22 protein-coding genes are annotated in these 23,628 nt (G+C 66.6%); all 22 read left to right on the top strand.

Features of this window, described 5'->3' with window-relative positions; genetic code table 11:
• Positions 1-73: 73 nt before the first annotated feature.
• The 22 genes from AC3WUF_RS10980 to AC3WUF_RS10875 all read left to right on the top strand — a co-directional run bounded on the left by AC3WUF_RS10980 (position 74) and on the right by AC3WUF_RS10875 (position 23,624).
• Positions 74-1,843: an ATP-binding protein gene (locus tag AC3WUF_RS10980; RefSeq protein WP_492425385.1), complete on the top strand. Its 1,770-nt coding sequence runs from the start codon at positions 74-76 to the stop codon at positions 1,841-1,843.
• A 9-nt stretch (positions 1,844-1,852) separates the two neighbouring features.
• Entirely contained in the window at positions 1,853-2,797 is a 945-nt protein-coding gene (locus AC3WUF_RS10975) for a response regulator (protein ID WP_492425383.1), read from the top strand.
• Between the two features lie 82 nt (positions 2,798-2,879).
• A complete protein-coding gene (locus tag AC3WUF_RS10970; protein ID WP_492425381.1) occupies positions 2,880-3,644 on the top strand; it encodes an energy transducer TonB in 765 nt (254 codons plus the stop codon).
• Positions 3,645-3,710: 66 nt separating this feature from the next.
• On the top strand, positions 3,711-4,712 hold the full coding sequence (moaA, locus tag AC3WUF_RS10965) for a GTP 3',8-cyclase MoaA (RefSeq protein ID WP_492425623.1): 1,002 nt from the start codon (positions 3,711-3,713) through the stop codon (positions 4,710-4,712).
• Between the two features lie 7 nt (positions 4,713-4,719).
• Positions 4,720-4,965, top strand: a complete 246-nt coding sequence (locus tag AC3WUF_RS10960; RefSeq protein ID WP_492425379.1) for a MoaD/ThiS family protein — start codon at positions 4,720-4,722, stop codon at positions 4,963-4,965.
• A gap of 1 nt (position 4,966) precedes the next feature.
• Positions 4,967-5,464 (top strand): molybdenum cofactor biosynthesis protein MoaE, encoded by a 498-nt coding sequence (locus AC3WUF_RS10955; protein ID WP_492425377.1) that lies wholly within the window; start codon positions 4,967-4,969, stop codon positions 5,462-5,464.
• A gap of 6 nt (positions 5,465-5,470) precedes the next feature.
• Positions 5,471-6,397 (top strand): bifunctional molybdenum cofactor biosynthesis protein MoaC/MoaB, encoded by a 927-nt coding sequence (gene moaCB, locus AC3WUF_RS10950; RefSeq protein WP_492425375.1) that lies wholly within the window; start codon positions 5,471-5,473, stop codon positions 6,395-6,397.
• 9 nt (positions 6,398-6,406) lie between these two features.
• A complete protein-coding gene (locus AC3WUF_RS10945) occupies positions 6,407-7,603 on the top strand; it encodes a molybdopterin molybdotransferase MoeA (RefSeq protein ID WP_492425373.1) in 1,197 nt (398 codons plus the stop codon).
• A gap of 226 nt (positions 7,604-7,829) precedes the next feature.
• A complete protein-coding gene (locus tag AC3WUF_RS10940; protein ID WP_492425371.1) occupies positions 7,830-9,647 on the top strand; it encodes a hydantoinase B/oxoprolinase family protein in 1,818 nt (605 codons plus the stop codon).
• Positions 9,644-11,731, top strand: coding sequence for a hydantoinase/oxoprolinase family protein (locus AC3WUF_RS10935; protein ID WP_492425369.1), 2,088 nt, complete (start codon positions 9,644-9,646; stop codon positions 11,729-11,731). Before AC3WUF_RS10940 ends, AC3WUF_RS10935 begins: the two co-directional genes overlap by 4 nt.
• The gene (locus AC3WUF_RS10930; RefSeq protein ID WP_492425367.1) at positions 11,728-12,879 is read left to right on the top strand and encodes a CaiB/BaiF CoA transferase family protein; all 1,152 of its coding nucleotides are present in this window, start codon (positions 11,728-11,730) and stop codon (positions 12,877-12,879) included. Before AC3WUF_RS10935 ends, AC3WUF_RS10930 begins: the two co-directional genes overlap by 4 nt.
• A complete protein-coding gene (locus AC3WUF_RS10925; RefSeq protein ID WP_492425365.1) occupies positions 12,876-14,078 on the top strand; it encodes a CaiB/BaiF CoA transferase family protein in 1,203 nt (400 codons plus the stop codon). Before AC3WUF_RS10930 ends, AC3WUF_RS10925 begins: the two co-directional genes overlap by 4 nt.
• Positions 14,079-14,127: 49 nt before the next feature.
• The gene (locus tag AC3WUF_RS10920; RefSeq protein WP_492425363.1) at positions 14,128-14,511 is read left to right on the top strand and encodes an OsmC family protein; all 384 of its coding nucleotides are present in this window, start codon (positions 14,128-14,130) and stop codon (positions 14,509-14,511) included.
• Positions 14,512-14,759: 248 nt separating this feature from the next.
• Complete coding sequence (locus AC3WUF_RS10915) at positions 14,760-15,788, top strand: helix-turn-helix domain-containing protein (RefSeq protein WP_492425361.1); 1,029 nt, start codon at positions 14,760-14,762, stop codon at positions 15,786-15,788.
• Positions 15,789-15,875: 87 nt separating this feature from the next.
• Entirely contained in the window at positions 15,876-17,147 is a 1,272-nt protein-coding gene (locus AC3WUF_RS10910) for a cytochrome P450 (protein ID WP_492425359.1), read from the top strand.
• Between the two features lies 1 nt (position 17,148).
• Positions 17,149-17,991 (top strand): SDR family NAD(P)-dependent oxidoreductase, encoded by an 843-nt coding sequence (locus AC3WUF_RS10905; protein ID WP_492425357.1) that lies wholly within the window; start codon positions 17,149-17,151, stop codon positions 17,989-17,991.
• Between the two features lie 3 nt (positions 17,992-17,994).
• The gene (locus AC3WUF_RS10900) at positions 17,995-18,318 is read left to right on the top strand and encodes a 2Fe-2S iron-sulfur cluster-binding protein (RefSeq protein ID WP_492425355.1); all 324 of its coding nucleotides are present in this window, start codon (positions 17,995-17,997) and stop codon (positions 18,316-18,318) included.
• Between the two features lie 12 nt (positions 18,319-18,330).
• Positions 18,331-20,034, top strand: coding sequence for an FAD-dependent oxidoreductase (locus AC3WUF_RS10895; RefSeq protein WP_492425353.1), 1,704 nt, complete (start codon positions 18,331-18,333; stop codon positions 20,032-20,034).
• Between the two features lie 7 nt (positions 20,035-20,041).
• Positions 20,042-20,590 (top strand): cupin domain-containing protein, encoded by a 549-nt coding sequence (locus AC3WUF_RS10890; protein WP_492425351.1) that lies wholly within the window; start codon positions 20,042-20,044, stop codon positions 20,588-20,590.
• Positions 20,591-20,592: 2 nt separating this feature from the next.
• The gene (locus AC3WUF_RS10885) at positions 20,593-21,444 is read left to right on the top strand and encodes an enoyl-CoA hydratase/isomerase family protein (protein ID WP_492425349.1); all 852 of its coding nucleotides are present in this window, start codon (positions 20,593-20,595) and stop codon (positions 21,442-21,444) included.
• Between the two features lie 173 nt (positions 21,445-21,617).
• Complete coding sequence (locus AC3WUF_RS10880) at positions 21,618-22,586, top strand: enoyl-CoA hydratase/isomerase family protein (protein WP_492425347.1); 969 nt, start codon at positions 21,618-21,620, stop codon at positions 22,584-22,586.
• Positions 22,587-22,592: 6 nt separating this feature from the next.
• Entirely contained in the window at positions 22,593-23,624 is a 1,032-nt protein-coding gene (locus tag AC3WUF_RS10875) for an aldo/keto reductase (protein ID WP_492425345.1), read from the top strand.
• The last annotated feature ends 4 nt before the right edge of the window (positions 23,625-23,628 follow it).

Raw genomic sequence — 23,628 nt, 5'->3', positions numbered from 1 at the left:
GCAGGCTGGCCGCGGCGATCAGGGGCGGGGGACGAGACCGGGATGAGGGCAGTCCCGGCGAGAGGGGGTAGCAATGCTTCGCCGAATCATCGTGATTGTGGCGATGTTCATGGCTTTGGCGGTGCTCGGTCTGCTGCTGCTGAAGACGCAGACGCCGCCGCTGGAGTTGCAGCGCCATAACGAACGTCTGTCGCACCTCGAAAAGGTGATCGAGCTGGAAACCGCCACGGATCGCGAGATCGCGCGCGCGCGTCTGGCACTCGATGCGGAACCGTCGACGCTGCAGCCCTCCATCGATGCCCTGACCGCGGCCCGCCAGCGCATGCGCGGCAGCTGGCTGCCCAAGGACAAGCTGCCCGGCGAACTCGACAAGGCCGCACGCGACTACTTCGGCCGCGCCAGCGCGAAGACCGATCTGCTCGTCGAATACCGCGCCGATCTCGACCGCTTCTTCGCCGCGTTCAAGCAATTGCGCCGGCTGGTCGATCCGGTCGTCGCCGAGCTGGCGACCGAGCAGCGCGCCGGTCTGCGCCGCGACGTCATGGGCCTGCTCAGCGAGCTGACCAGCTACTGCATCCAGTCCAATCCGGACAACGGTCCGACCGTGTCAGGGCTGCAGGCGAAGATCAGCAACGACAGCCGCAAGTTCGGCGACGCGGCGCTTGCGCGCGGGCTGGACCGTCTGCTCGCGGCCGTCGACACCGTCCGCGAAACCAAGGACGGCCTGCGCGGCGTCACCGAGGAGCTTGCCGCGATTCCGACGACGCCGATGCTGCAGCAGGCGCGCCGGCTGTATTACGCGCACTACGCGGAGGACGAGGCGGCCGTCGCGCGCTACCGGCAGGCGCTGGCGATCTATGCACTGGCGCTGCTGGTGGTCTTCGGCCTCGGCGGCTGGCGCCTGCGCCGCAGCTATGCGGAACTCGATCGCGCCAACACCGGCCTGGAGGAACTCGTCACGGTCCGCACGCAGGAGCTGCGCAGCGCATTGCTGGAGGTGCGGCAGCAGCAGACCCAGCTGATCCAGTCGGAGAAGATGGCCTCGCTCGGTCAGCTCGTGGCCGGCGTCGCGCACGAAATCAACACGCCGCTGGGTTACGCGCGCAGCAACGTCGAGACCGTGCGCGACTCCCTGCCGTCGCTCAGCGGCCTGATCGAGACCTACGAGTCGGTGCTGCCTGCGGACCTTCCGGCCGACAGCGCCGAGCGTCTGAAGCAGGCCAAGCGCCGCTGGGATCCGGCCGAGAGCCCGGAGGAAATGAAGATCCTGCTCGGCGACGTCGAGCACGGTCTGGTGCAGATTGCCGATCTGGTCGTCAGCCTCAAGGATTTCTCGCGCGTCGACCGCTCGCTGACCGAGCGTTTCGATATCAACGCCGGCCTCGATACCGCGCTGAAGATCTGCCAGGGGCATCTGAAGGGCCGCGTCGAGATCGAACGCGAGTATGGCGAACTGCCGCTCGTGCATTGCGCACCCTCGCAGCTCAACCAGGTCTTCCTGAACCTGATCACCAACGCCTCGCAGGCGATCGAAGGTTCCGGCTGGCTGCGTCTGCGTACGCGGCGCGTTGGTGATAATGTCGAGATCGCGATTGCCGACAGTGGTTGCGGGATGGACGAGCAGACGCAGGCGCATATCTTCGAGCCCTTTTTCACGACCAAGGATGTCGGCAAGGGCACAGGTCTGGGCCTGTCGATCGTGTTCCGCATCCTCGAGGACCATAAAGGCAGCATCGCGGTGGAATCCAGGCCGGGCAAGGGCACCGAGTTCACGGTCCGCCTGCCGATCGGCGGTACTTCGAAGGAGTCGCGGCCGGCAGTCGCTGCCGCGGGCACCGCATAGGAAGCAGGCATGAGCATCGCTACACCCCCCCGAATTCTCTTTGTCGACGACGAACCGCGCATCCTGCTCTCGCTGAAGGCGATGTTCCGCAACGACTACGAGGTCGTCACCGCGGAAGGCGGTGCCGCCGGCATCGAGAAGATCAAGGCGCAGGAATTCGATGTCATCGTCAGTGACCAGCGCATGCCGGACTTCACCGGGGTCGACGTGCTGCGTACCGCCAAGGAAGTGCAGCCGCGCGCGGTGCGCCTGCTGCTGACCGGATACTCCGATCTGTCGGCGATCATCGGCAGCATCAACGAAGGCGAGATCTTCCGCTTCATCTCCAAGCCCTGGTCGCAGGTCGAGCTGCGCGCGACGATCGCTTCCGCGGTGGCCGCGGCCGACACGACGCCCATCATCCCGCCGCTGGACCAGGCGCAGAGCCAGGCGCCGGCCGCGGGTGCTTCCGGCGCCAAGCCGGTCGCCGGTGGCGTTGGCGTGCTGGTGCTCGACGAGGATGTTGCGGCGCGCCAGCTGCTGAAGCGCGCGCTGGACGCCGACCGTCCGGTCCACGAGGCAGGCTCGGTCGACGAAGGCCTGCAGTTGCTGGAGCAGCATCAGATCGGCGTCATCGTCACCGAACTCGTCGTCGGCGGCGAAGTGCTGACCCAGCTGCTCGCGGCGCTGCGCGAACATCACCCGGCGCTGGTGGTCGTGGTGCTGACCTCGCATGCGGATGCCGGCCACAGCATCACCCTGATCAACCAGGGGCAGATCTACCGCCTGCTGCTGAAGCCCGTTTCCGAGAGCGTGCTGCGCGGCACGATCAACATCGCCAGCCGCCGTTACGAGCTGCTGCGCCAGCAGCCGGAAAACGCGCTGCGTCCGCCGCCGGAGCCGGCGAAGGTGCCGGTGTCGGCCGAGCGTCTCGGTTTGCTGAACAAGATCAAACGCGCCCTGTTGTGGGTGTAGCACCCCGTCGGCATACTGGCGGCGCGGCAGGGGCAGGAGGGTGTCCCCGTTGCCGCGGGCACGTTGACGGGGGAAGAGAACGATGCCGGAACAGGGGAAGTCGGAGTCCGGGCTACAGCGCCTGACCACAACGCTTGGTCGCTCCGCGGAATATTCAATCGCTGCAGGTCTGATCGTGGTCTGCCTGGTCGTTGGCGGCGCCTTGTGGCTGCTGGATGGCGACAGCGGGCCGTCGACAGAGGCGGTGTCGACGCCGACGCCGGGCCATGACAGCTCGCGCTTCGAGGATGAGGAAAAGGCCGCGCTGGACGGCTGGAACCAGCAGTTGCAGGGCGATTTCAAGGAGATGGAGCAGACCCAGCGCCGCAATGCCGAGCAGGCAGCGCAGCGCGACCGTCAGCGTCAGGACGCCGACCGCCTTGAGCGCGCCGAGCGTGCCGCGGCGGAACTCGAAAGGCAGCAGCGTGCGCAGTCGGTGGCAGCCACGGCCACGGTTGCGCCGCGGCCATCCGCCGCACCGGCGATGGCCGCCGCGCCGACGGCAGCGCCGGCCAAGGCTGCTGCGGTGAAGCGCACCGAACCGGCGATCGATTGGAGCAGCTGCCGCCGGCCGGTATACCCGGATTCGTCGGTCAAGCGGCGCGAGGAAGGCACGGTGACCGTCGAGGTCGATCTCGACGCCGGCGGCGAGGTCCTTGCCGGCCGGGTCGCCAAGAGCAGCGGTTTCAGCAAGCTGGACACTGCGGCGCAGCGGGCGATCGAGAAGTGCCGCTTCAGTCCTGCTACTGTAGACGGCCAGGCTCAGCCCGCCACCGCACAGGTGCGTTTCGGCTGGAAGCTGGAGTAACAAACCCCGGACCCGAGGTGAGGCCCGGTGGATAGCTTCGGAGCGGTAGTGGACGGTTCTTCGATGATGACGGGCAGGGATGCCGCGCCGGGCAGCGCCGGGCCGTTGCGCGATGCCCGCGGCCGCACCAAGCGCAAGCTGCGCCTGTCGTTGACCGACCGCTGCAACCTGCGTTGCCTGTACTGCATGCCGGACAAGCCGACCTGGCTGCCGCGCGCGGAGCTGATGTCGCGCGCCGAGCTCGTCGAGCTGGCACGGGTCTTCATCCGCGACCTGGGCATCACCGAACTGCGCCTGACCGGCGGCGAGCCGCTGCTGCGCGGCGATGTCGTGGAGATCGTCCGCGAACTGAATGCCTTGCGCCCGCTCGGCCTCGAGCGCATCGCGATGACCAGCAACGGCGGCCTGCTGCCGCGTTACGCGGCCGAGCTCAAGGCCGCCGGCCTGGACGATCTCAACATCAGCCTCGACGCCATCGACGCCGAGACCTTCAAGCGCCTGACCCGCGGCGATGTGCATGCCGTGCTGCGCGGCATTGCCGCCGCGCAGAGCGCCGGCCTGCCGGTCAAGCTCAACTGCGTTGTCGTGCGCGACTACAACGAGGACCAGGTGCTGCCGCTGGCGCGCTGGGCGCAGCAGGCCGGCCTGCCGCTGCGCTACATCGAATTCATGCCGCTCGACGGCCGTCGCGACTGGAGCCGCGAGCGCGTCGTCGGCGAAGCGGAAATCCTCGACAGCCTGCGGCCGCTCGGCACGCTGACCGCAATTCCGCGCGGCCACGATCCGGCCAGCTATTACGAACTCGCCGACGGCTATCGCATCGGCGTCATCTCGACGATCTCCAAGCCGTTCTGCGCCAGCTGCGACCGCCTGCGCGTCGATGCGCGCGGTGCGCTGTACAGCTGCCTGTTCTCCGCGCAGGGTCATGCGCTGCGGGCGGCGCTGAACGCGGGGCCCGAGCAGCTCACCGCATTGATCCGCGGCAAGGTCTGGCACAAGGAAGCGGGCTACGCCGCCAAGCCAGGATACGTCGAACGGCCGATCACCATGCATCACCTCGGAGGCTGAAGGCTTCATGCAGATTGCGGTCCACTGTTTTGGCGTGACGGCGCGGTTGGCCGGCAGTGCACGTCTGTCGATCGAAGTGCCGCACCCCGCGACCGTGGCCGACGCGCTCGCGGTACTGGCCGACCGGCACGAGGCGCTGGCGCCGACGCTGCCGCGCTGCGCCTGCGCGCGCGGCGACCAGATCGTCCTGCGCGAAACCTCCCTGCATGACGGCGACGAGATCGCCCTGCTGCCGCCAGTCGCCGGAGGCTGAGATGGATAATCGAATTCAGGAAACCCTGCTGTCGATGGACGCGCTGATTGCCGACAGCGCGCGTCCCGATTGCGGCGCCTTGGCGCTGTTCGCCGGCACGGTGCGCAATCACCACGAGAGCAAGCCGGTGCTGTCGCTGACCTACACCGCGCACGTGCCGCTCGCCGAGAAGATGATCCGCGAGATCGAGCAGCGCATCTGTGCCGAGTTCGGCGTGCCGTATTGCCGTGTCGTGCACCGGCTGGGTTCGCTGCAGGTCGGCGACAACGCGATCATCGCCGTCGTCCGCGCGCCGCATCGCGCCGAAGCCTTTGCCGCACTGCGCGCCGCTGTCGATGCGACCAAGCACACGGTGCCGATCTGGAAGGAAGAGTTCTACGCCGACGGCACCAGCGCGTTCGTCACCGGCTGCTGCATTGGCGACGCGCAGCCCGGTCCGCAGGACCTGCCCGCGCCCAAACCCGATCGCGATCACGATCACGACCATCATCATCACTGACCGCGCATGCGCGACATCACGCTCAAACCGACCACGCTGCGCTCCGCGACCGCGGCCGGCCGCATCACGCTCTCTGCCGACGGCATCAAGATGATTCGCGACCGCGCCGTCGCCAAGGGCGACGTGCTCGAATGCGCGCGCATCGCCGGCCTGATGGCGGTCAAGCGCACGTCGGACATCCTGCCGCACTGCCATCCGATTCCGATCCTCGATGCCGAGCTGAACTTCGAGTTCGAAGACGAGGCGCTGCGCATCGAGGCCAAGGTCCGCACGATCGCCGCGACCGGTGTCGAGATGGAAGCACTGACCGCGGTCAGTGCCGCGGCGCTGACCGTCTACGACATGATGAAGCCGCATGTGTCGGCGAAGGCGCTGTGCATCGGCGACATCCAGCTTGCCGAGAAGAAAGGCGGCAAGTCGCAGTTCGGCCGCCAGATCGAAGGTGCGCGTGCTGCCGTCATCGTCCTGTCCGACACCGTCGCGGCCGGCCGCAAGCCGGATACCGCGGGGCGCTCGGTGGCCGACAGTCTGCGCAACACAGGCTTCGAGATCGCCGCCTACGAAGTGCTGCCCGACGAACCGGCGGAACTCGAGGCACGGGTGCGCCACTGGCTCGGGCAGCGCATCGAGCTGATCGTCACGGTTGGCGGCACCGGCATCGGTCCGCGCGATCGCACGGTCGAGACGATCCAGCCGCTGCTGAGCACGGAAGTGCCGGGCCTGATGGAAGCGGCACGCGCCTTCGGCCAGGCTCGCACGCCGTACGCGATGCTTTCACGCAGCATCGCCGGTCTTGCCGGCAACAGTGTCGTCATGACCTTTCCCGGTAGCCGCAAAGGCGCCGAAGAAACCCTCGCCGCGGTGTTGCCGGGGCTGGTGCATCTGATCGATGTTGTCCGCGTCACGCGGCCGCACACGGGCGGTTACGACTAGGCATACTCCATGCTCGAAGCCAGCGAAGCGCTAGCCAAGATTCTCGCCGCGGTACAGCCGCTGCAGTCGCAGATACTGCCGCTGACGCAGGCGCTGCATCGGGTGCTTGCCCAGCCGGTGCACAGCAGCTGCGAGCTGCCGCCGTTCACGCAGAGCGCGGTCGACGGCTATGCGCTGCGCCATGAAGACATCGCATCGACGCCGCTGGCGCTGTCGCTCGTCCAGCAGATCGCCGCCGCGCCGCAGGACAGCGTGCCGGTGCTGCTGCCGCAGACCGCCGCGCGCATCTTCACCGGCGGCATGCTGCCGCTGGGCGCCGACACCGTCGTGCGCCAGGAGCTGACGCAGCGGCCGTACAGCGACAGCGTCGTCATTCTTGAAACGGTCGCAGCCGGTACCGATGTGCGCCAGGCCGGCGAAGAGATCCGTGCCGGTGCGCTGCTGGCCGGGCGCGGCAGCCTGCTGACGCCGGGCCTGATCGGTGCGCTGGCAATGGCCGGCATCGACAGCGTCGAAGTGGTGCGCGCGCCGCGCGTCGTCGTCCTCGTCACCGGCGACGAAGTCGTCGCGCCGGGCATGACGCCGCGGCGCGGACAGATCCCCGACGCCAACGGCCCGCTGCTCGCGGCGCATCTGCAGCATTGGCAGTGCCCGCCGCTGCGCATCGAGTACGTCGCCGATACCGAGGCCGCGGTCCGCGATGCGATCGACCGCGCGCTGCATGACGCGGATCTGGTCATCACGACCGGCGGCGTGTCGGTCGGCGATTTCGACTTCGTGCCATCGGTCAGCGAGGCCGTCGGCGCCGAGCGCGTGCTGTGGAAGGTCGCGCAGAAGCCGGGCATGCCGCTGTTCGTGGCGCGCCGGCGCAACAGCCTGCTGTTCGGCCTGCCGGGCAATCCGGCTTCGGTGATGGTCAACCTGCACGTCTATCTGCGCAGCGTGCTCGATGCGATGTGCGGCCTCGATCCGGACCGCCGCTGGCAGACGGTGCCCGCACCGGCCAACCTCAAGCGCCTGACCGACAAGACCTTCTGGCTGCGTGGGCGCATCACGACCGACGCGCAGGGCCAGCTGCAGTTGCAGCCGCTGGGCGGCCAGGCTTCGCACATGCTCGGCAACATGGTCCAGGCCAATGCCCTGGTCCGGGTGCCGGGCTTGCACGAGGCGGAAGAGGTTGAAGTGCTGCGCTGGCTGGCGATCTGAGACTTCGACCGTAGCCCGGACGCAGTCCGGGGTTCGAACTATCCGGCATGCGCCGGCCGCGGATTTCATCCGGGCCACGGGGCTGGCTTGCGCATCCGCGGCTCAGCGATTGTCTAAACCCTTGCAGCTTTTGCAGAGACTGAAAACCCGCCCTGCGGGACTCTAATCCTCGTCGACGGACCGGGCGCCGCATGCGCATGTCCGATTGTTTTCGAGGAGTGCCGCAATGTCATTCGAGTTGAACAGGAAGCTCGCCGCCCGGCGCGATCCGCTGCCGACGTCGGCGACCGTCGATCCGGTCACCGCGAGCATCATCCGCGGCGCCTTCGAGACGGTCTGCTTCGAGGCAGCGACGCATCTCGGCCGCGCGGCGTCGTCGCCGATCATCAACCAGTCCAACGAGCGCAACGGCAGCATCATCGATGCGCACGGCCGGCTCGCCGGCGTGTCGATCGGCACGCCGCATCTGGTCTTCATCTCGCAACTGACGGTGCGTTACGGCCTGCAGTTCTTCGACGAGTACGACTGGGGCCCGGGCGACGTCTTCGTCGGTAACGATCCGGACTACGGCGGCGGCCATCTGCCGGACTACAACGTCTACGCGCCGGTGTTCGACGATCAAGGCAAGCTGATTCTGATCCAGGCGCTGCAGGCCCATCAGGGCGACACCGGCGGCAAAGACCCCGGCGGCTTCACGCTGGAAGCGACCGACATCTTCACCGAAGGCCTGGCGATTCCCTGCCTTAAGCTGGTCCACCGCGGCGAGAAGCGCCGCGACGTCATCAAGCTGCTGGAACGCAACAACCGCTTTCCGTCGTTCGCCGGCGATCTGGCGGCAATGATCGGCGCCGTGCAGCATTGCGTGAAGCTGCTCGAAGGCATCGTCCGCAAGTGGGGCGGGGATGTCGTCAAGGCGGCGATCAACGCCAACATCGATCACACCGAGCAGCGCTTCCGCGAAGAGATCGCGAAGTGGCCGGACGGCTCCTACGAAGCCGATGTGCTGATCGACCACGACACGCTTGGCACCAAGGACGTCAAGGTCCACGTCAACTGCACGGTCAAGGGCGATCACCTGACCGTCGACCTGACCGGCTCCGACGACCGGCCGAACCTGGTCGGCGTCTGGAACACCTTCGCCAACAGCCGCGGCTACGCGATGGTGCAGATCGCGTCGATGATCGATCCGGGCATCGTCAAGAACGAAGGCCTATTCCACGCGGTCGACATCATTCTTCCGGAGAACACGATCGTGCATCCGCCGATCAACAAGCCGGCGGCGTTGGGTTCTTTCCATCCGGCCTGCGAGATCATCGAGGCGATCTGCGTCGCGATGGCGCCGATCGTGCCGGAACGCTCGACGCCGCAGGTCTACAAGATCGGCATGCCGAATGCCGTGATCGGCTTCGACAAGAACGGTATGTGGATGGACCAGGGCGTCGACGCGCGCTCGATGGATTCCTCGGCAGTCCAGGATTTCGACGGTTGGGGTTCGTCCTGCGTCGGCCTCGGCAACCTGCTGCTGTCGGAGGCCGAGGATGCCGAGAGCCGCTTCCCGATCATCAACATCAGCCGCGAGATGACGATCGACACCGGCGGCGCCGGCCAGTGGCGCGGCCAGCCGGGCAGCCTCAACAGCAAGCAGATTCTCGAACCGACGATGGCGATGGCCTGGATGGTGTCGTCCGATCATCCGCTGCGCGGCATGTGCGGCGGCGATGACGCCGGTCCGTACTCGAATCACTTCGAGGTCGGCACCGAACGCGAGCGCAAGATCGAGCGCGCGACGCAGGCGCAGCTGCCGGCCGGCGCGGTGATCGCCTACCAGCACGGCGGCGGCGGCGGCTTCGGCCCCGCGCTGCTGCGCGATCCGGAAGCGGTCAAGGAAGACGTGCTCGACGAGAAGGTCAGCGTCAGGGCGGCGCGCGAGCGCTACGGCGTGATCCTGACCGGCACGCTTGAAGAATATGACCTCGCGGTCGATGTGGCGGCGACTGCGGCCACCCGAAAACAGATGCAGGCGGCAGCCGGAGTGCGTCAGTGACTTATCGCGTCGGTATCGACATCGGCGGCACCTTCACCGACTTCGCGCTGCTCAAGGGCGCCGAAGTCGTGCTGCACAAGAACCTCAGCACGCCGCAGGACCGTTCGATCGGCGTCATGACCGGTCTCGCCAAGCTCGCCGCGATCGAAGGCCTGGCGCTGGTCGATTTCCTCGCGCAGTGCGATGCGATCGTCCACGGTACGACGGTGGCCGACAACACGCTGATCGAGATGAACGGCGCGGTCACCGGCCTGATCACGACCGAGGGCTTCCGCGACGAGATCGAATACCGCCGCGGCTACAAGGAAGACATCTGGGACGTGCGCCTGCCGCCGCCCAAGGAGATCACGCCGCGCCGCCGCCGCCTGACGGTGCCGGAGCGCGTGCTGTTCAACGGCGTGGTGCACAAGGAACTCGACGAAGCCGCGGTGCGCGAATGCTGCCGGCGGCTGAAGAAGCAGAACGTCGAGTCGGTCGCGATTTCGCTGCTGTTCTCCTTCGTCAACCCGGCGCACGAGAAGCGCATCGCGCAAATCGTCGCCGAGGAAATGCCCGGCGTGCAGATCTCGAATTCTCACGAAGTACTGCCGCGCGCACCGGAGTACGACCGCACGAGCACGACCGTCGTCAACGCCTACGTCGCGCCGCGCGTGACCTCGTATCTGGAAAAGCTCGTCGAGCGTCTGCGCGACGGCGGCTACCGGCATCAGCTGATGGTCATGCAGGCCAGCGGCGGCGTGATGACCAAGGCCTACATCGACGGCGCGCCGATTCGCGTGCTGGCTTCCGGCCCGGCCGGCGGCGTCGTCGGTTCCGCGCATGTCGGCGCCGCGAAGGGCTGCCCGAACCTGCTGTGCGTCGACATGGGCGGCACGTCCTACGACATGTCGATGGTCATCGACGGCGACGCGCCGGCCGAGGTCGGCTGGAACATGCATCACCGCTATCTGGTCGGCGTGCCGATGGTGAAGGTCGAGACGCTCGGCGCCGGCGGCGGTTCGATCTGCCACGCCGACAATGGCGCGCTTGAAGTCGGCCCGGCATCGGCCGGTTCCGAACCGGGGCCGATCTGCTACGGCCGCGGCGGCACGGCGCCGACGATCACCGATGCGCTGCTGATGCTTGGCATCCTGTCCGACGAAGCGGGCTTTGCCGGCGGCAGTTTCCAGCTGACGCGCCAGGGCGTCGATGTCGCGTTCGAACAGCTCGCGGCGAAGCTCGCAGCCGGCAAGCAATACAGTGCCGAAGACGCGGCCTTCGATTGCTGGCGCGTCGTCAACGCCAACATGAGCCAGGCGGTGCGCCGCACGGTGGCCGGCAAGGGCATCGATCCGAAAGACATGGTCATGCTCGCCTACGGCGGCAACGGCCCGGTGTTCGCCGCGATCCAGGCCGAGGATCTCGGCATCACCCGCGTGCTGGTCCCCAAGGCCTCGCCGACGTTCTCGGCGCTCGGCACGCTGGTTGCCAACCCGAGCATCGACGAGGAGCGCTCATACATTGCGCCGGCCAATGCGCTCGACGGCGCGCGGTTGAAGACGCTGTGGGGCGAGCTCGAGGCGCGCGCCGAGAAGTACTTCGCCGACGCCAAGTTCGCCGCGAAGCAGGTCACCGCGAAATACCAGATGAAGATGCGCTATCCCGGCCAGAACTGGTCGCTGGCCTTCGACGTCAAGGTCAACCAGGGTCTGCACGACCTGTCCTTCGTCGATGCCAAGCTCGGCGAGCAGGCGATTGCGCTGTTCAACCGGCGCCACACCGAAGAGTTCGGCCACATCCGCGAAGGCGAGATGCCCGAGGTCACCGGCATCCGTCTGGTGACGACGGTGGAGACGCCGTCGCCGAAGGTGCTGCGCGGCACGACCGCGCCGAAGCTGCAGGCCAAGGCGAAAAAAACTCGCCGCGCGAATCTCGGCAAGGGCTACGCCGACACGCCGATCCATTTCGGCACCGAGCTGAAGGCCGGCTACGAAGTGCAGGGGCCGGCAATCATCGAGGAAACCTTCACGACCATCGTCGTCTATCCGGGCTGGAAGGCGCAGATCGACGATGCCGGCGACTACGAACTGACGCCGCTGGCATGAGCGCGTTGAAGTCCGTCCGCGTGCTGGAGCTCGCCGAGAGCGTTGCCGGCGAATACTGCGGCAAGCTGCTCGCCGACTTTGGCGCCGAGATCATCAAGATCGAGAAGCCCGGTGTCGGCAGCCCGACGCGCCGGCTGGGTCCGTTTGCGCCGGGTGCCAGCGAGCCGGAACGCAGCGGCCTGTTTGCGTATCTGAACACCAGCAAGCATTCGGTCGCGCTCGATCTGGACAGTGCAGCCGGCGCGGCGACGGTGCAGCAACTGCTGGCGAAGGTGGACGTCGTCATCGACGATCACGCACCGGGCTGGTTGCAGGCCCATGGCCTCGATCCCGAACAGCTCAGGCCGGACCTCGTGCTGTGCTCGATCACGCCGTTCGGCCAGTCGGCGCCGGACGAGCGCCGCCATGCCGAAGATCTGACCGTCTTCCACAGCAGCGGCTGGGGCTATCACACGCCGAGCGGCGCGACCGATACGCAGCCGCCACTGAAGGGACCGGGGCGCTTTCTCGCCAGCTACGAAGCCGGCCTCGATGCCGCGCTGTGCATCGTTGCCAGCGTCTACGAGCGCGAGGAATCGAAGCTCGGCCGCTTCATCGATATCTCGAAACGCGACGTGCTCGCCTCACGCGTCGACTACGTGCTCGGCCAGATGGCGGCGGGCGACATGGACGTCAGCACGCGGCGCACCGCCTTCGACCTGTTCGGGCCGGCCGGCATCTTTGCCTGCAAGGACGGCCACGCCTACATCTGGATGTCCGCGCCGGGCCATTGGGACGGCCTGCGCAAGCTGCTCGGCGATCCGGCCTGGATGAACGAATTCCCCGAGCGCTGGCTGGAGCGCGAGTGCACGCCGGAACGCGTCGCGCAGTGCCGCCAGCACATTGCCGAATGGCTGAAGACACAGAACAAGGACGAGGTTTCGGCCGCCGCGCAGAAGCTTGGCCTGACGCTGGTGGCGGTCAACAATGCGCGCGACCTGCAGGCTTCGCCGCAGTATGCGTTCCGCCAGTTCTTCACCGAAGTCGCGCATCCGCAACAGGGCAGGCACCTGTATCCGACCGTGCCCTACAGGATGAGCGCGACGCCGGCGCAGATTCGCGCCGCGGCGCCGCTGCTCGGCCAGCACACCGCGGAGCACGCGTCATGAGCGCGCGTTTGCGCGGCGGTCCGCTGCAGGGCGTGCGCGTCGTCGAGCTGACCAAAGTCTGGGCCGGTCCCTACGTCGGCAAGCTGCTCGCGTTCCTCGGCGCCGAAGTCATTCGCGTCGAGAGCATGGAGTCGCTCGACGTCACGCGCACCTACGGTGTCAAGGACATCAACCAGGCGCCGGGCTTCCAGGCGGTCAATCCACAGAAGCTCAGCGTGCAAATCGATATGAAGACGCCGCAGGGCGTGCAGCTGATCCTCGATCTGCTCAAGCAGTCCGACGTGCTCGTCGAGAACCTGCGGCCCGGATCGGTCAAGCGCCTGGGCCTCGGTTACGACGTGGCGAAAGCCGCCAAACCCGATCTGATCTACGTCTCGATGGGCATGTTCGGCAGCGATGGCCCGCTCGCGTATCAGACCGGTTATGCGCCGTGCTTCGCCGCGCTCGGCGGCGTGAGCCTGCTGGTCGGCGAGGGCGGCGCCGCGCCCGGCGGCATGAACGTTCGCTACGCGGACTCCACCTTCGGCACTGCCGCTGCCTATGCCGCAACGGTCGCGTTGCTGCACAAGCGCCGCACCGGCGAAGGGCAGTTCATCGACGTCTCCGCCGTCGAATGCATGACCAGCATGATCGGTGACGCCGTCATGGATTTTTCACTCAACGGCGTCGTCCGCGAATGCGACGGCAACCGCCACGCCGAGATGGCGCCGCATGGCGTCTACACCTGCCGCGACGGCGAGTGGATCAGCATCGCCGTGTCGTCGGACGCCGCATGGCAAGCACTGGCGGACGCGGTTTGGCCGGAATCGAGCTGCAAAGCGGCCTTCGCGACCTTGGCCGGCCGCAAGTCGCACGAAGCCGAACTCAACCGCCGCATCCGCGAATGGACCGCGAACCAGGACGCCAGCGAGCTGGCGGCCAAGCTGCAGAGCCTCGGCATCGCTGCGGCGAAAAGCTTGAGCTCGGTCGATCTCGTCGCCGATCCGCTCCTGTGGGAGCGAGGTTTCTTCCGCGAGGTCACCGACCGCGCCGGCAATGGCCGGACCGTCGTCGGGCCATCGTGGAACATGAGCCGCGGTGCCGAGATCAGCGCCGCCGCGCCGCGGCTGGGCGAACACAATGCCTACGTGTTCGGTGAGCTGCTGGGACTGTCGGCGGAGAGGCAGGCTGAGCTGGCGGAGGCGGGGGTCGCGCGCTGAGACTGACAGCTCGATATGCTGCGCGGGAACTCGACAGCAGGAGCAGGACGTGATCAGCGTACACAAGTCGGCCGACGGCAAGCTCAAGCAGGACATCAGCAACGGTCGCCATCAGATCGTCGCCGACGAGCCGGTTCAGATCGGCGGCGAAGACGCCGGGCTGACGCCCTTCGATCTGCTGGACGCAGCGCTGGGCAGTTGCACCGCGCTGACGGTGACGCTCGTGGCGCGGCGCAAGCAGATGCCGTTGACCGACGTGCGGGTCGAGGTCGGCAGCGAGTCGGTGGATGGCGTGCATCGCATGCATCGCCGCATCGAACTCGTCGGCGATCTCAGCGAGGAGCAGAAGACCTATCTGCTCGGCATCGCCAACAAGTGCCCGCTGCACAAGATCCTGAGCGGCAAGATCGAGATCGATTCGGCGCTGGTGTAGCCCGGGTGCAACCCGGGTCGGTGGCGGCCGACGGATCGCCCCCCGGATTGCATCCGGGCTACGGGCGCTGCGGGTTTGGAGGGGCCCTCGGGAGGAGCTAAGCCCTTGATTGCCTGACCATCGCGTGCCGATGCGCGAAATGTCTATGCGTCCGCGCAAACTGCGGGGACGGTCGGGTAGGTGGCCGATAGGCTGTCTCCAGCTAGGTAGGGGTATTTCAGCCCCCCGAGCCTTGAGGAGACGACCCGATGGAAACACTATTCGTATTCGACAAGCGCAATTATCTCGACTGTCAGAACAGTTTCCGCGGACCGCGGAACCGCGAGTACTACCAGGGCGAGTACACGATCGAGGCGGCGTCGGTCATCGACGTGCGCGCTGACCGCAAGGCCGTGGGTGCCAGTTCGATCATCCGCCTGCGTTCGAAATCCAAGCTGAGTTTCCGTCGTACCTGGACCCACATCCGCGAGGACGGCACCGATGTGGCCGTGCTGTGGTTCGTCAAGCGCGGGCGCCTGAGCGTCTCGCATCAATGCGGGCACAGTGTCGCCAATGCCGGCGACTTCATGATCACCAAGTCGATGACGCCGTTCTCGGTCGAGTGCCAGACCGGCGACGACTCCACGCACGAGGTCCTGCACCTGATCGTGCCGGCGCATGCGCTGCGCAAGCTGATCCCGCAGGACGTCAAGACCGGCTTCTGCATCCCGGCCCGCGGCCGCCAGTTTGCGATCGCCGAGCGCATCCTGACCGACATCTTCGAAGACCCGGGCGAGCTGAAGGAGTCGGTCGCCCAGCTGCTGGTCGACAGCGCGCTGTCGGTGATCTGCGAAGCGATCAAGGACGAGGAGTCCAGCGCGCCGCAGCGCCAGACGCTGTCCGACAAGCGCCTCAACGACGTGCTGCGCTACATCGAAACGCACCTGTCCGATCCCAAGCTGAGCATCGCGACGGTCGCCGCCGGCTGCGGCATCTCGCCGCGCTACCTGTCGCTGCTGCTCAAGCTGCACGGCACGCCGTTCTCGACGCTGGTCTGGGACAAGCGCCTGAAGACCGCTGGGCAGTGGCTGACGTCATCGAAGTCCGGCGAAGCCTCGGTCAGCGAGATCGCCTACCGCGTCGGCTTCAAGAGCGCCGCGCATTTCAGCCGCATGTTCAAGCGCGAGTTCAAGCTCAGCCCGCGCCAGTACCGCTCGGCCGCGTTGCTGCAGGCCGGCCCGCAGGCGACGCGCGACGCGCCGACGCTGGTCGCCGACGGCGGCAACTCGCGTCACTGACGCGCCACAGAATACAGACAGCAAGGACAGCAGCTCGCCATGGAAACGGGTCAAGCCAAAGCGGCACAGCAGACGGGCGGATGCCCGATGGGATACGGCGCAGGGTCGCTCAAGGACGCCTCGCTGACCGACCCGCAGACGATGATTTCTCCGCGGCCGTTCTACCAGGCGCTGCGCAAGGACAGCCCGGTGCACTACGACGCCAAGCTCAACATGTGGCTGGTGTCGCGCTATGACGACATCGTCACGGTGCTGCGCGATCCGCTGACCTATTCGGACAAGCACGGCTATGCGGCGCAATACGCGAGCGGCTTCTTCGAGGAGTTCAAGCAGATCCTCGAGCGCGACGGTGGCGGCTTCTTCCCGGACGTCATCAAGTCCGATCCGCCGGAGCACACCCGCGTCCGCAAGCTGATGGACAAGGCCTTCACCGCGCATCGCGTCGCGACGCTGGAGCCGCAGATCACCACGCTGGTGAACAAGCTGATCGATCAGCTGATCGCCAAGGCCGGCAACGGCCAGGTCGTCGACGGTGTCAACGATTTCGCGATTCCGCTGACGATTGCGGTGATCTGCGAGCAGCTCGGCTTCGGCCAGCTCAGCGCCGACAAGGTCAAGGCCTGGTCGCAGGCGGTCACCGCGCAGATCGGCCGCATGCAGAACCGCGCGCAGATGCTCGCCAATGCCGCGCAGATCTGCGAGCTGCAGAACTTCATCATCGCCGAGATGCGTGCGCGCGAAGCGCAGCCGCGCGAGGACATGGTCTCCGACCTCGTCCACGCCGAGACCGAGGACGGCAGGCTCGAATTCGGCGAGGCGGTGTCGCTGGTGCGCGCGATGATCATCGCCGGCAACGACACGACGGCCAGCGCGATCGGCAATCTTCTCTACGTGCTGGCGACCCAGCCGGAAGTCGCGAAGACGCTGCACCAGTCGGTCGACGACGACCGTCTGCTGAACCGCTTCGTCGAAGAGCTGCTGCGCATCGAACCGCCGGTGCGCGCGCTCGCCAAGATGACGACCAAGGAGGTCGAGCTCGGCGGCGTGATGCTGCCGGAGCATGCGCATGTGATGGTGCTGTATGCATCGGGCAACGACGACGAGACGCAGTTCGACTGCCCGCGCAACTTCGATCTGAACCGCCCCAATCTCGGCAAGCACGTCGCCTTCGGTGTCGGCGTGCATCGCTGCATCGGCGCTTCGCTGTCGCGCATGGAGATCAAGGTCGTCGCGCGTGAAGTCGTGCGCCGCCTCGGCGACATCAAGCTGACGATTTCGGTTTCCGAGATCACGCACGCGCCGACGGTTGCCGTGCGCACGATCGAACGTCTGCCGATCACGTTCACGAAGCGGGCCTGACATGGGTCAGGAGCTGGCGGGCAAGGTCGCGATCATCACCGGCGGCGCGAGCGGCATCGGCAAGGCGACAGTCGAGCTGTTCGTCGCCGAGGGCGCGAAGGTCGTCTTTGCCGACATCAGCGAGGAGCAGGGCCAGGCAATGGCTGCCAGCCTCGGGCCGAACGCGCTGTTCAAGCGCGCCGACGTGTCGAACAGAGCCGAGGTGCAGGCGCTGGTCGACTTCGCGGTTGAGCGCTTCGGCGGCCTGCACATCATGTTCAACAATGCCGGCATCTCCGGCGCGCAGCACGCCCGCTTTCTCGACGATCCGCTGGAGGATTTCCAGAAGGTCATCGGCATCAATCTGTTCGGCGCGCTGATCGGTACGCAGTGCGCGGCACGGCACATGAAGGACCATGGCGGCGGGGTGATCCTCAACAACGCCTCGATCGCCGGCGTGCTGCCGGGTCAGGCGCTGATCACCTACCGCGCGTCGAAGGCGGCGCTGATCATGGCCACCAAGTCGAATGCGATCGATCTGGCCGAATACAACATCCGCGTCAACGTCCTCGCGCCCGGCCATATCCGCACGCCGCTGACTTCATTCGCGCCGCCGGGCATCAGTGCCGAAACGGCCGAGCGGGTGAAGCACGCGGTCGGCGCCGCGTTCGACGTCAACCAGCCGCTGAAGCGCACCGGCCGTCCCGAGGATGTCGCGCAGGTCGTGCTGTTCATGAGCAGCGACCGCTCGGCGCAGATCACCGGCACCGTGCTGCCGGTCGACGGCGGCATCACGGCCGGAGATCCGGTCAACCATCTCCTCGAAATCATGGAAGCCCGCGCGCAAGCGCTGGCTGGCGAATAACGTATGGGTATCAAGCTGACCTTCGTCCAGGCCAACGGCGTCGAGAAGACGCTCGAGGATGTCGAGCCGGGACAATCGATGATGGAAGCCGGCCGCTTCGCCGGTGTCGAAGGCATTCTCGGTGACTGCGGCGGCAGCTGCGCCTGCGCGACCTGCCATGTCTATGTCGATCCGCAGTGGCAGGCCAAGGTCGGCAAGCCCGACGACGTTGAAGTCGCGACGCTGGACATGGCGATGGATGTGCAGCCGAACAGCCGGCTGTGCTGCCAGATCCAGGTGCGTGAGGAGCTGGACGGCGTCCGCGTCAACGTGGCACCGAGCTTCTGAGGGGAGTGAGCGATGAGCGGTACAGAAACCTTTGATGTCGTCGTCGTCGGCTCCGGCGCGGCCGCGGTCACCGCGGCACTGCGCGCGAAAGAGCACGGCCTGTCGGTGCTGATCGTCGAGAAGGCGCACAAGTACGGCGGCACGTCGGCGGCGTCGGGCGGCGTCGTCTGGGTGCCCAACCACCAGTTCACGCCGAACGACGACAGCCGCGAGAAGGCGCTGGCCTATCTCGATGCGCTGATCAAGAAGCCGGTGCAACGCGACCGCCTCGAAGCCTATGTCGACCAGGCGCCGGAGATGCTGCGCTTCGTCAAGGCGCTCGGCGTGCCGGTGTCGCCGGCGCCGTATTACCCGGACTATTTCCCGACGGCGCCGAACGCGCGCGTCGACCGCTCGATCGTCTGCGATACCTTCGACGGCCGCGAGCTGGGCGACATGTTCCCGCTGATGCGCGAGCAGTACGCGCGCTTCAAGATCCTCAACCGCTACGCGATGGACGTGATGCAGTTCTTTGCGATCTCGACGCGCGGCCCGGGCTGGGTCAAGACCTTCCTGAAGATGGCCTGGACGTACTGGTCGGATTGGTCGACGCGCTTCCTGACCAAACGCGACCGCCGTTTCACGCAGGGCGCGGCGCTGATGGGCCATCTGTACAAGAAGGCCTTCGATCGCAAGATCGAGGTCCGTCTGGCGACCAAGCTCGACGAGCTGATCGTCGCCGATGGCAAGGTCACCGGCGTCAAGGTCAACAACTTTGGCCGCCGCTACGACATCGCTGCGCGCCACGGCGTCGTGCTCGCTGCTGGCGGTTTCGAATGGAATCAGGCACTGCGCGACCAGTTCTTCCCGGTGCCGGGCCTGACGCGGCACAGCTCGACCCCTGAGGACGCGAATCGCGGCGAAGCGCTGATCGCCGGCATGAAGATTGGTGCCGCGACCGCGCACACCGAGGCCGGCTGGTGGATTCCGACGATGCACATCCCGATGGAGAGCCGCTCGAACTTTGAAGATATCGTGCAGGCGGCGTTCGATGTCGGCCGTCCGCACAGCGTCTGCGTCAACCGCAACGGTGTGCGCTTCGTCAACGAGGCCTGCAGCTACGACGAGTTCGGCGCGGCAATGGTCGAGGACCAGCTGAAGACCGGTGCGAACACGCCGTGCTGGCTGCTGTTCGACGCGACCTTCCGCCAGAAATTCACCGCCGGCGGCATCATGCCGACGATCCTGATGCCGGACAGCCGCATCCCGCCGGACTGGTGGGATCAGTACATTTTCCGTGCGCCAACGCTTGAAGTGCTCGCCGCGAAGATCCATGTGCCGGTCGACGCGCTGAAGAAGACCGTCGCGAACATGAACCAGTACGCGATCAGCGGCAGCGATCCGGAATTCAACCGCGGCAGCAATCCCTACGACCAGATGTTCGGCGACGCCAACGTCAAGCCGAATCCCTGTCTCGGCCCCATCGGCAATGCGCCGTACTACGCGGTCGCGATCAACCTCGGCGATCTCGGCACCAAGGGCGGCCTGAAGTGCGATGCGCAGGCGCGCGTGCTCGACGGCAACGACCAGCCGATCCCGAACCTGTATGCCGCCGGCAACAACTCGGCGAGCCCGTTCGGAAATCTTTACCCGGGCGCCGGCGGCACGATCGGGCCGGGCATGACCTTCGGCTACGTCGCGGCGAACGACATCGCGGCCAGAGCGGGCAAGCGCTGATCGCGCCGTGAACGACGCCAAGCCGCCGCGACGGTCGATCGCGTTCTTCCAGGCCAGCGAGGCAACGCCGCTCGGCCCGGAGACGATGGCGACGGCGGACGTCGACGAAGCGGTGCAGGCCGGCCTGTCGCGCCTCGCCGGCCTGAAGGTCACGCGCGGCCTCGGCGAGATGAACCTGCTGCTGTTCAAGGAGACCGGCTGCAGTGCCGAAGAAGGCTTCAGCCTCGTCTACCTGTGGTTCAAGAGCGGTTACGTGCTGCCGCCGCACAGCCACAACGGCAATTGCCTGTACTACGTCATCGGCGGCGAGTTGCATATAGGCAACAGGGTTTTGCGCAAGGGCGATGGCATGTTCGTGCCGGCCGGCTGTGCGTATACCTACGAAGCCGGGGCCGAAGGCGTCGAAGTGCTGGAGTTCCGCAACGCGACGCGCTTCAATATCGAACTCAAGGGGAATGAAGGCGGGCGCTGGGATCGCGTCGCGGCGGCGTTCCGCGAACGCGCAGCGATCTGGGAAACCGAAACGCTGCCGCCCTCCGAACGCACCAGGAAGTGATCATGTCGAGCGCCGAGTCTCTGCCCAGTTACGAAACCATTGCGCTGAGCCGCAAGGGCAGGCTGCTGACGGTGACGCTGAACCGGCCGGACGCGATGAACGCGGTCAACCTGAAGCTGCACGACGAGCTGCCGGAGGCGATTGCGTTTGCATCGCAGGATCCGCACTCCGACGTCGTGGTGCTGACCGGCGCCGGCCGTGCGTTCTCGGCGGGTGGCGATCTCGACCACATCGCACGCAACGCGGCGCAGCCGGTGCTGTTCGACCACGAGGCGCGTCAGGCCAAGCGCATCGCGCTCGGCGTGCTCGACATGGAAAAGCCGTTGGTGTGCCGGCTCAACGGCCACGCGATCGGCCTGGGCGCGACGCTGGCCTTGCTGTGCGACGTGATCTTCGCCGCCGACACCGCGAAGATCGGTGATCCGCACGTTGCGCTGGGCCTCGTCGCCGGCGACGGCGGCGCGCTGATCTGGCCGCAGCGCATCGGCCTGACGCTCGCCAAGGAATTCCTGCTGACCGGTGAACTGCTGACTGCGAAGCGCGCGGCGGAGATCGGCCTGATTAACCATTGCCTGCCGGCCGCCGAACTCGATGTGGCCGTTGATGCCTTCTGCGAGCGCCTGCTCTCCGGCGCGCAGCAGGCGATCCGCTGGACCAAGGTGCTGCTGAACCAGGAGCTGAAGCGCGCCGCCGTGTCGGTGCTGGAGACCGGCATCGCCTACGAGTCGCTGAGCGTGCGCACCGCTGATCACCGCGAGGGGGTCAAGGCGTTGCAGGAGAAGCGGAAGCCGGTGTTCGGGCGGGGCGAGAGTAGCTCGGACGTCATTCCCGCGAAAGCGGGAATCCAGGGTTAAGAAGCGCAGTTCTCTCCGCCCTGGATTCCCGCCTTCGCGGGAATGACGGTGTGGCCGGGGTCTTCTGGTCTCTGCGCCCAGTGTCTATGCCTGCACGCCAAATGTAGGGACGCGACGGCAGGGACCGCGCGATAACAGCTACCGTGCCCAGAACCAGAACCCAGGAGAGCCTCATGGCGAAGAAAGCCAAGCGTCCCGCGCCCGAAGAGATCGTCCGCTACGAGAAGAATCCGAAGACCAAGATCGCGACGATCTGGCTCGATCGCGCCGACTCACTGAATGCGCCGACGATCGCGGCCCGCCAGCTCTACGCGCAGATGATCCATCGCGCGAACATTGACGACGACGTCAAGGTGCTGCTGGTGCGCGGCGTCGGCAGCAGCTTCGGCGGCGGCGCGGACCTCGGCGAGCAGGAGGACATGATCTCTGGCGATTCCGAGCACTCGCTGCTGCACGAGTTCGCGATCGGCGAGGACGAAGGAGTCAAGTATCCGCCCAAGGGCAGCTACCGCTATCTCGCGCAGCTGACCAACCTGTACGCGAATCCCGCTTTTGGTTGCCGCAGCCTGCAGGAGTTCAAGAAGATCTCGATCGTCGAGGCCAAGGGCTATGTCTACGGCTGGCATTTCTACCAGGCCGGCGACGCCGATCTGGTGATCTCGTCCGACGACGCGCTGTTCGGCCATCCGTCGTTCCGCTACGTCGGCTGGGGGCCGCGCATGTGGACCTGGGCGCAGACCATGGGCATCCGCAAGTTCCAGGAGATGGTGTTCACCGGCCGGCCGTTCACCGCGAAGGAAATGTACGAGTGCAACTTCGTCAACAGCGTTGTGCCGCGCGACAAACTTGAGGAAGAGGTTCAGAAGTACGCCGACGCCTGCAGCAAGTCGCGGCCGACCGACGTCGTCGTGATGCAGAAGACCTTCTTCGAGATCATGAAGCAGCAGCAGGGCGAGTACATGGGCAGCATGATGACCGGCTGGCTGGAGTCGATGCTGCCGCTGGTCAAGAACGACGCCGCCGACCTGACGCTCGACAAGGAAACCTTCGAGAAGGGCATCAACAACGCGGTCAAGGACAACGACAGCAAGTTCCCGCCGGACTGGCGTCTGAGCCGTTCCGGCCGCAAGGCTGCGAAGTAGCGCACCGTGCAGTACGCCAGACTGGGAAATACGGGGCTGCTGGTTTCCCGGCTCGGCTTTGGCGCGCTGACGTTCACGCAGGGCAACCAGAGCCTCAAGTCGGTCTACAAGGTCGGTGCCGAGCTTGCGAACGAACTGGTCGCGCGGGCGCTCGATGCCGGCGTCAACTTCTTCGACACTGCCGACGTCTACGCCGATGGCGAGTCGGAGACGTTGCTCGGTGCCGCGCTGAAGCCGCACCGCGACAAGGTCGTCATCACGACCAAGGTCGGTGGCCGCGGTGGCGACCGCGAGCTGATCCGCACCGGCCTGTCGAAGCGCCACATCCTGTGGTCGGTCGACCAGAGCCTGCGCCGGCTCGGCACCGACTGGATCGATTGCTACGTCGCGCACCGCGAAGACCTGTACACGCCGCTCGAGGAAACGCTGGAAGCCTTCGACGCGGTCGTGCGCGCCGGCAAGGTGCGCTACATCGGCTACTCCAACTGGTCGGCCTGGAAGGTCGCCGCGGCGATGGAGATCCAGAAGGCCAACGGCCTCGCGCCGTTCACGCACGGCCAGATGTACTACTCGCTGCTCGGCCGCGACGTCGAGCGCGATATGCTGCCGACGATGCGGCGCTACGACCTGGGCATGACGGTCTGGAGCCCGCTCGCGTACGGCTTTCTCAGTGGTGCCTACACGCGCGAGGATCTGGCCAGGCCGGGCAATCGCTTTGCGGACTTCGACATGCTGCAGTTCGACAAGGACCAGGGCTTCGCGCTGCTGGATGTGCTGCGGCGCATTGCCGCACAGCGCGGCATCAGCGTGCCGCAGCTTGCGATCGCCTGGCTGCTCGCACGGCCGGGCGTGACGAGCGTGCTGCTCGGCGCGACCCAGCGCCATCAGCTCGACGACAATCTCGGTGCGGCGGATGTGAAGCTCGGCGCCGAAGAACTTGCGGAACTCGACGCCGCCAGCGCGATCAAGCCGATCTATCCGAGCTCCGACTGGATTGCGCCGGATCACCGGATCTCCAAGGCCCTGAAGCCGCGGTGATGCC

The sequence above is a fragment of the Fontimonas sp. FW305-C-3 genome, assembly GCF_058783185.1.
The sequence above is the reverse complement of the archived record's forward strand: the minus strand, read 5'-3'. Positions and strand labels throughout refer to the sequence as shown.

What these genes read in the sequence shown, in the direction of transcription:
- AC3WUF_RS10980 (WP_492425385.1), top strand. Translation starts at nt 74, where the DNA reads ATGCTTCGCCGAATCATCGTGATTGTGGCGATGTTCATGGCTTTGGCG.
- AC3WUF_RS10975 (WP_492425383.1), top strand. Translation starts at nt 1,853, where the DNA reads ATGAGCATCGCTACACCCCCCCGAATTCTCTTTGTCGACGACGAACCG.
- AC3WUF_RS10970 (WP_492425381.1), top strand. Translation starts at nt 2,880, where the DNA reads ATGCCGGAACAGGGGAAGTCGGAGTCCGGGCTACAGCGCCTGACCACA.
- moaA (WP_492425623.1), top strand. Translation starts at nt 3,711, where the DNA reads ATGACGGGCAGGGATGCCGCGCCGGGCAGCGCCGGGCCGTTGCGCGAT.
- AC3WUF_RS10960 (WP_492425379.1), top strand. Translation starts at nt 4,720, where the DNA reads ATGCAGATTGCGGTCCACTGTTTTGGCGTGACGGCGCGGTTGGCCGGC.
- AC3WUF_RS10955 (WP_492425377.1), top strand. Translation starts at nt 4,967, where the DNA reads ATGGATAATCGAATTCAGGAAACCCTGCTGTCGATGGACGCGCTGATT.
- moaCB (WP_492425375.1), top strand. Translation starts at nt 5,471, where the DNA reads ATGCGCGACATCACGCTCAAACCGACCACGCTGCGCTCCGCGACCGCG.
- AC3WUF_RS10945 (WP_492425373.1), top strand. Translation starts at nt 6,407, where the DNA reads ATGCTCGAAGCCAGCGAAGCGCTAGCCAAGATTCTCGCCGCGGTACAG.
- AC3WUF_RS10940 (WP_492425371.1), top strand. Translation starts at nt 7,830, where the DNA reads ATGTCATTCGAGTTGAACAGGAAGCTCGCCGCCCGGCGCGATCCGCTG.
- AC3WUF_RS10930 (WP_492425367.1), top strand. Translation starts at nt 11,728, where the DNA reads ATGAGCGCGTTGAAGTCCGTCCGCGTGCTGGAGCTCGCCGAGAGCGTT.
- AC3WUF_RS10925 (WP_492425365.1), top strand. Translation starts at nt 12,876, where the DNA reads ATGAGCGCGCGTTTGCGCGGCGGTCCGCTGCAGGGCGTGCGCGTCGTC.
- AC3WUF_RS10915 (WP_492425361.1), top strand. Translation starts at nt 14,760, where the DNA reads ATGGAAACACTATTCGTATTCGACAAGCGCAATTATCTCGACTGTCAG.
- AC3WUF_RS10910 (WP_492425359.1), top strand. Translation starts at nt 15,876, where the DNA reads ATGGGATACGGCGCAGGGTCGCTCAAGGACGCCTCGCTGACCGACCCG.
- AC3WUF_RS10905 (WP_492425357.1), top strand. Translation starts at nt 17,149, where the DNA reads ATGGGTCAGGAGCTGGCGGGCAAGGTCGCGATCATCACCGGCGGCGCG.
- AC3WUF_RS10900 (WP_492425355.1), top strand. Translation starts at nt 17,995, where the DNA reads ATGGGTATCAAGCTGACCTTCGTCCAGGCCAACGGCGTCGAGAAGACG.
- AC3WUF_RS10895 (WP_492425353.1), top strand. Translation starts at nt 18,331, where the DNA reads ATGAGCGGTACAGAAACCTTTGATGTCGTCGTCGTCGGCTCCGGCGCG.
- AC3WUF_RS10885 (WP_492425349.1), top strand. Translation starts at nt 20,593, where the DNA reads ATGTCGAGCGCCGAGTCTCTGCCCAGTTACGAAACCATTGCGCTGAGC.
- AC3WUF_RS10880 (WP_492425347.1), top strand. Translation starts at nt 21,618, where the DNA reads ATGGCGAAGAAAGCCAAGCGTCCCGCGCCCGAAGAGATCGTCCGCTAC.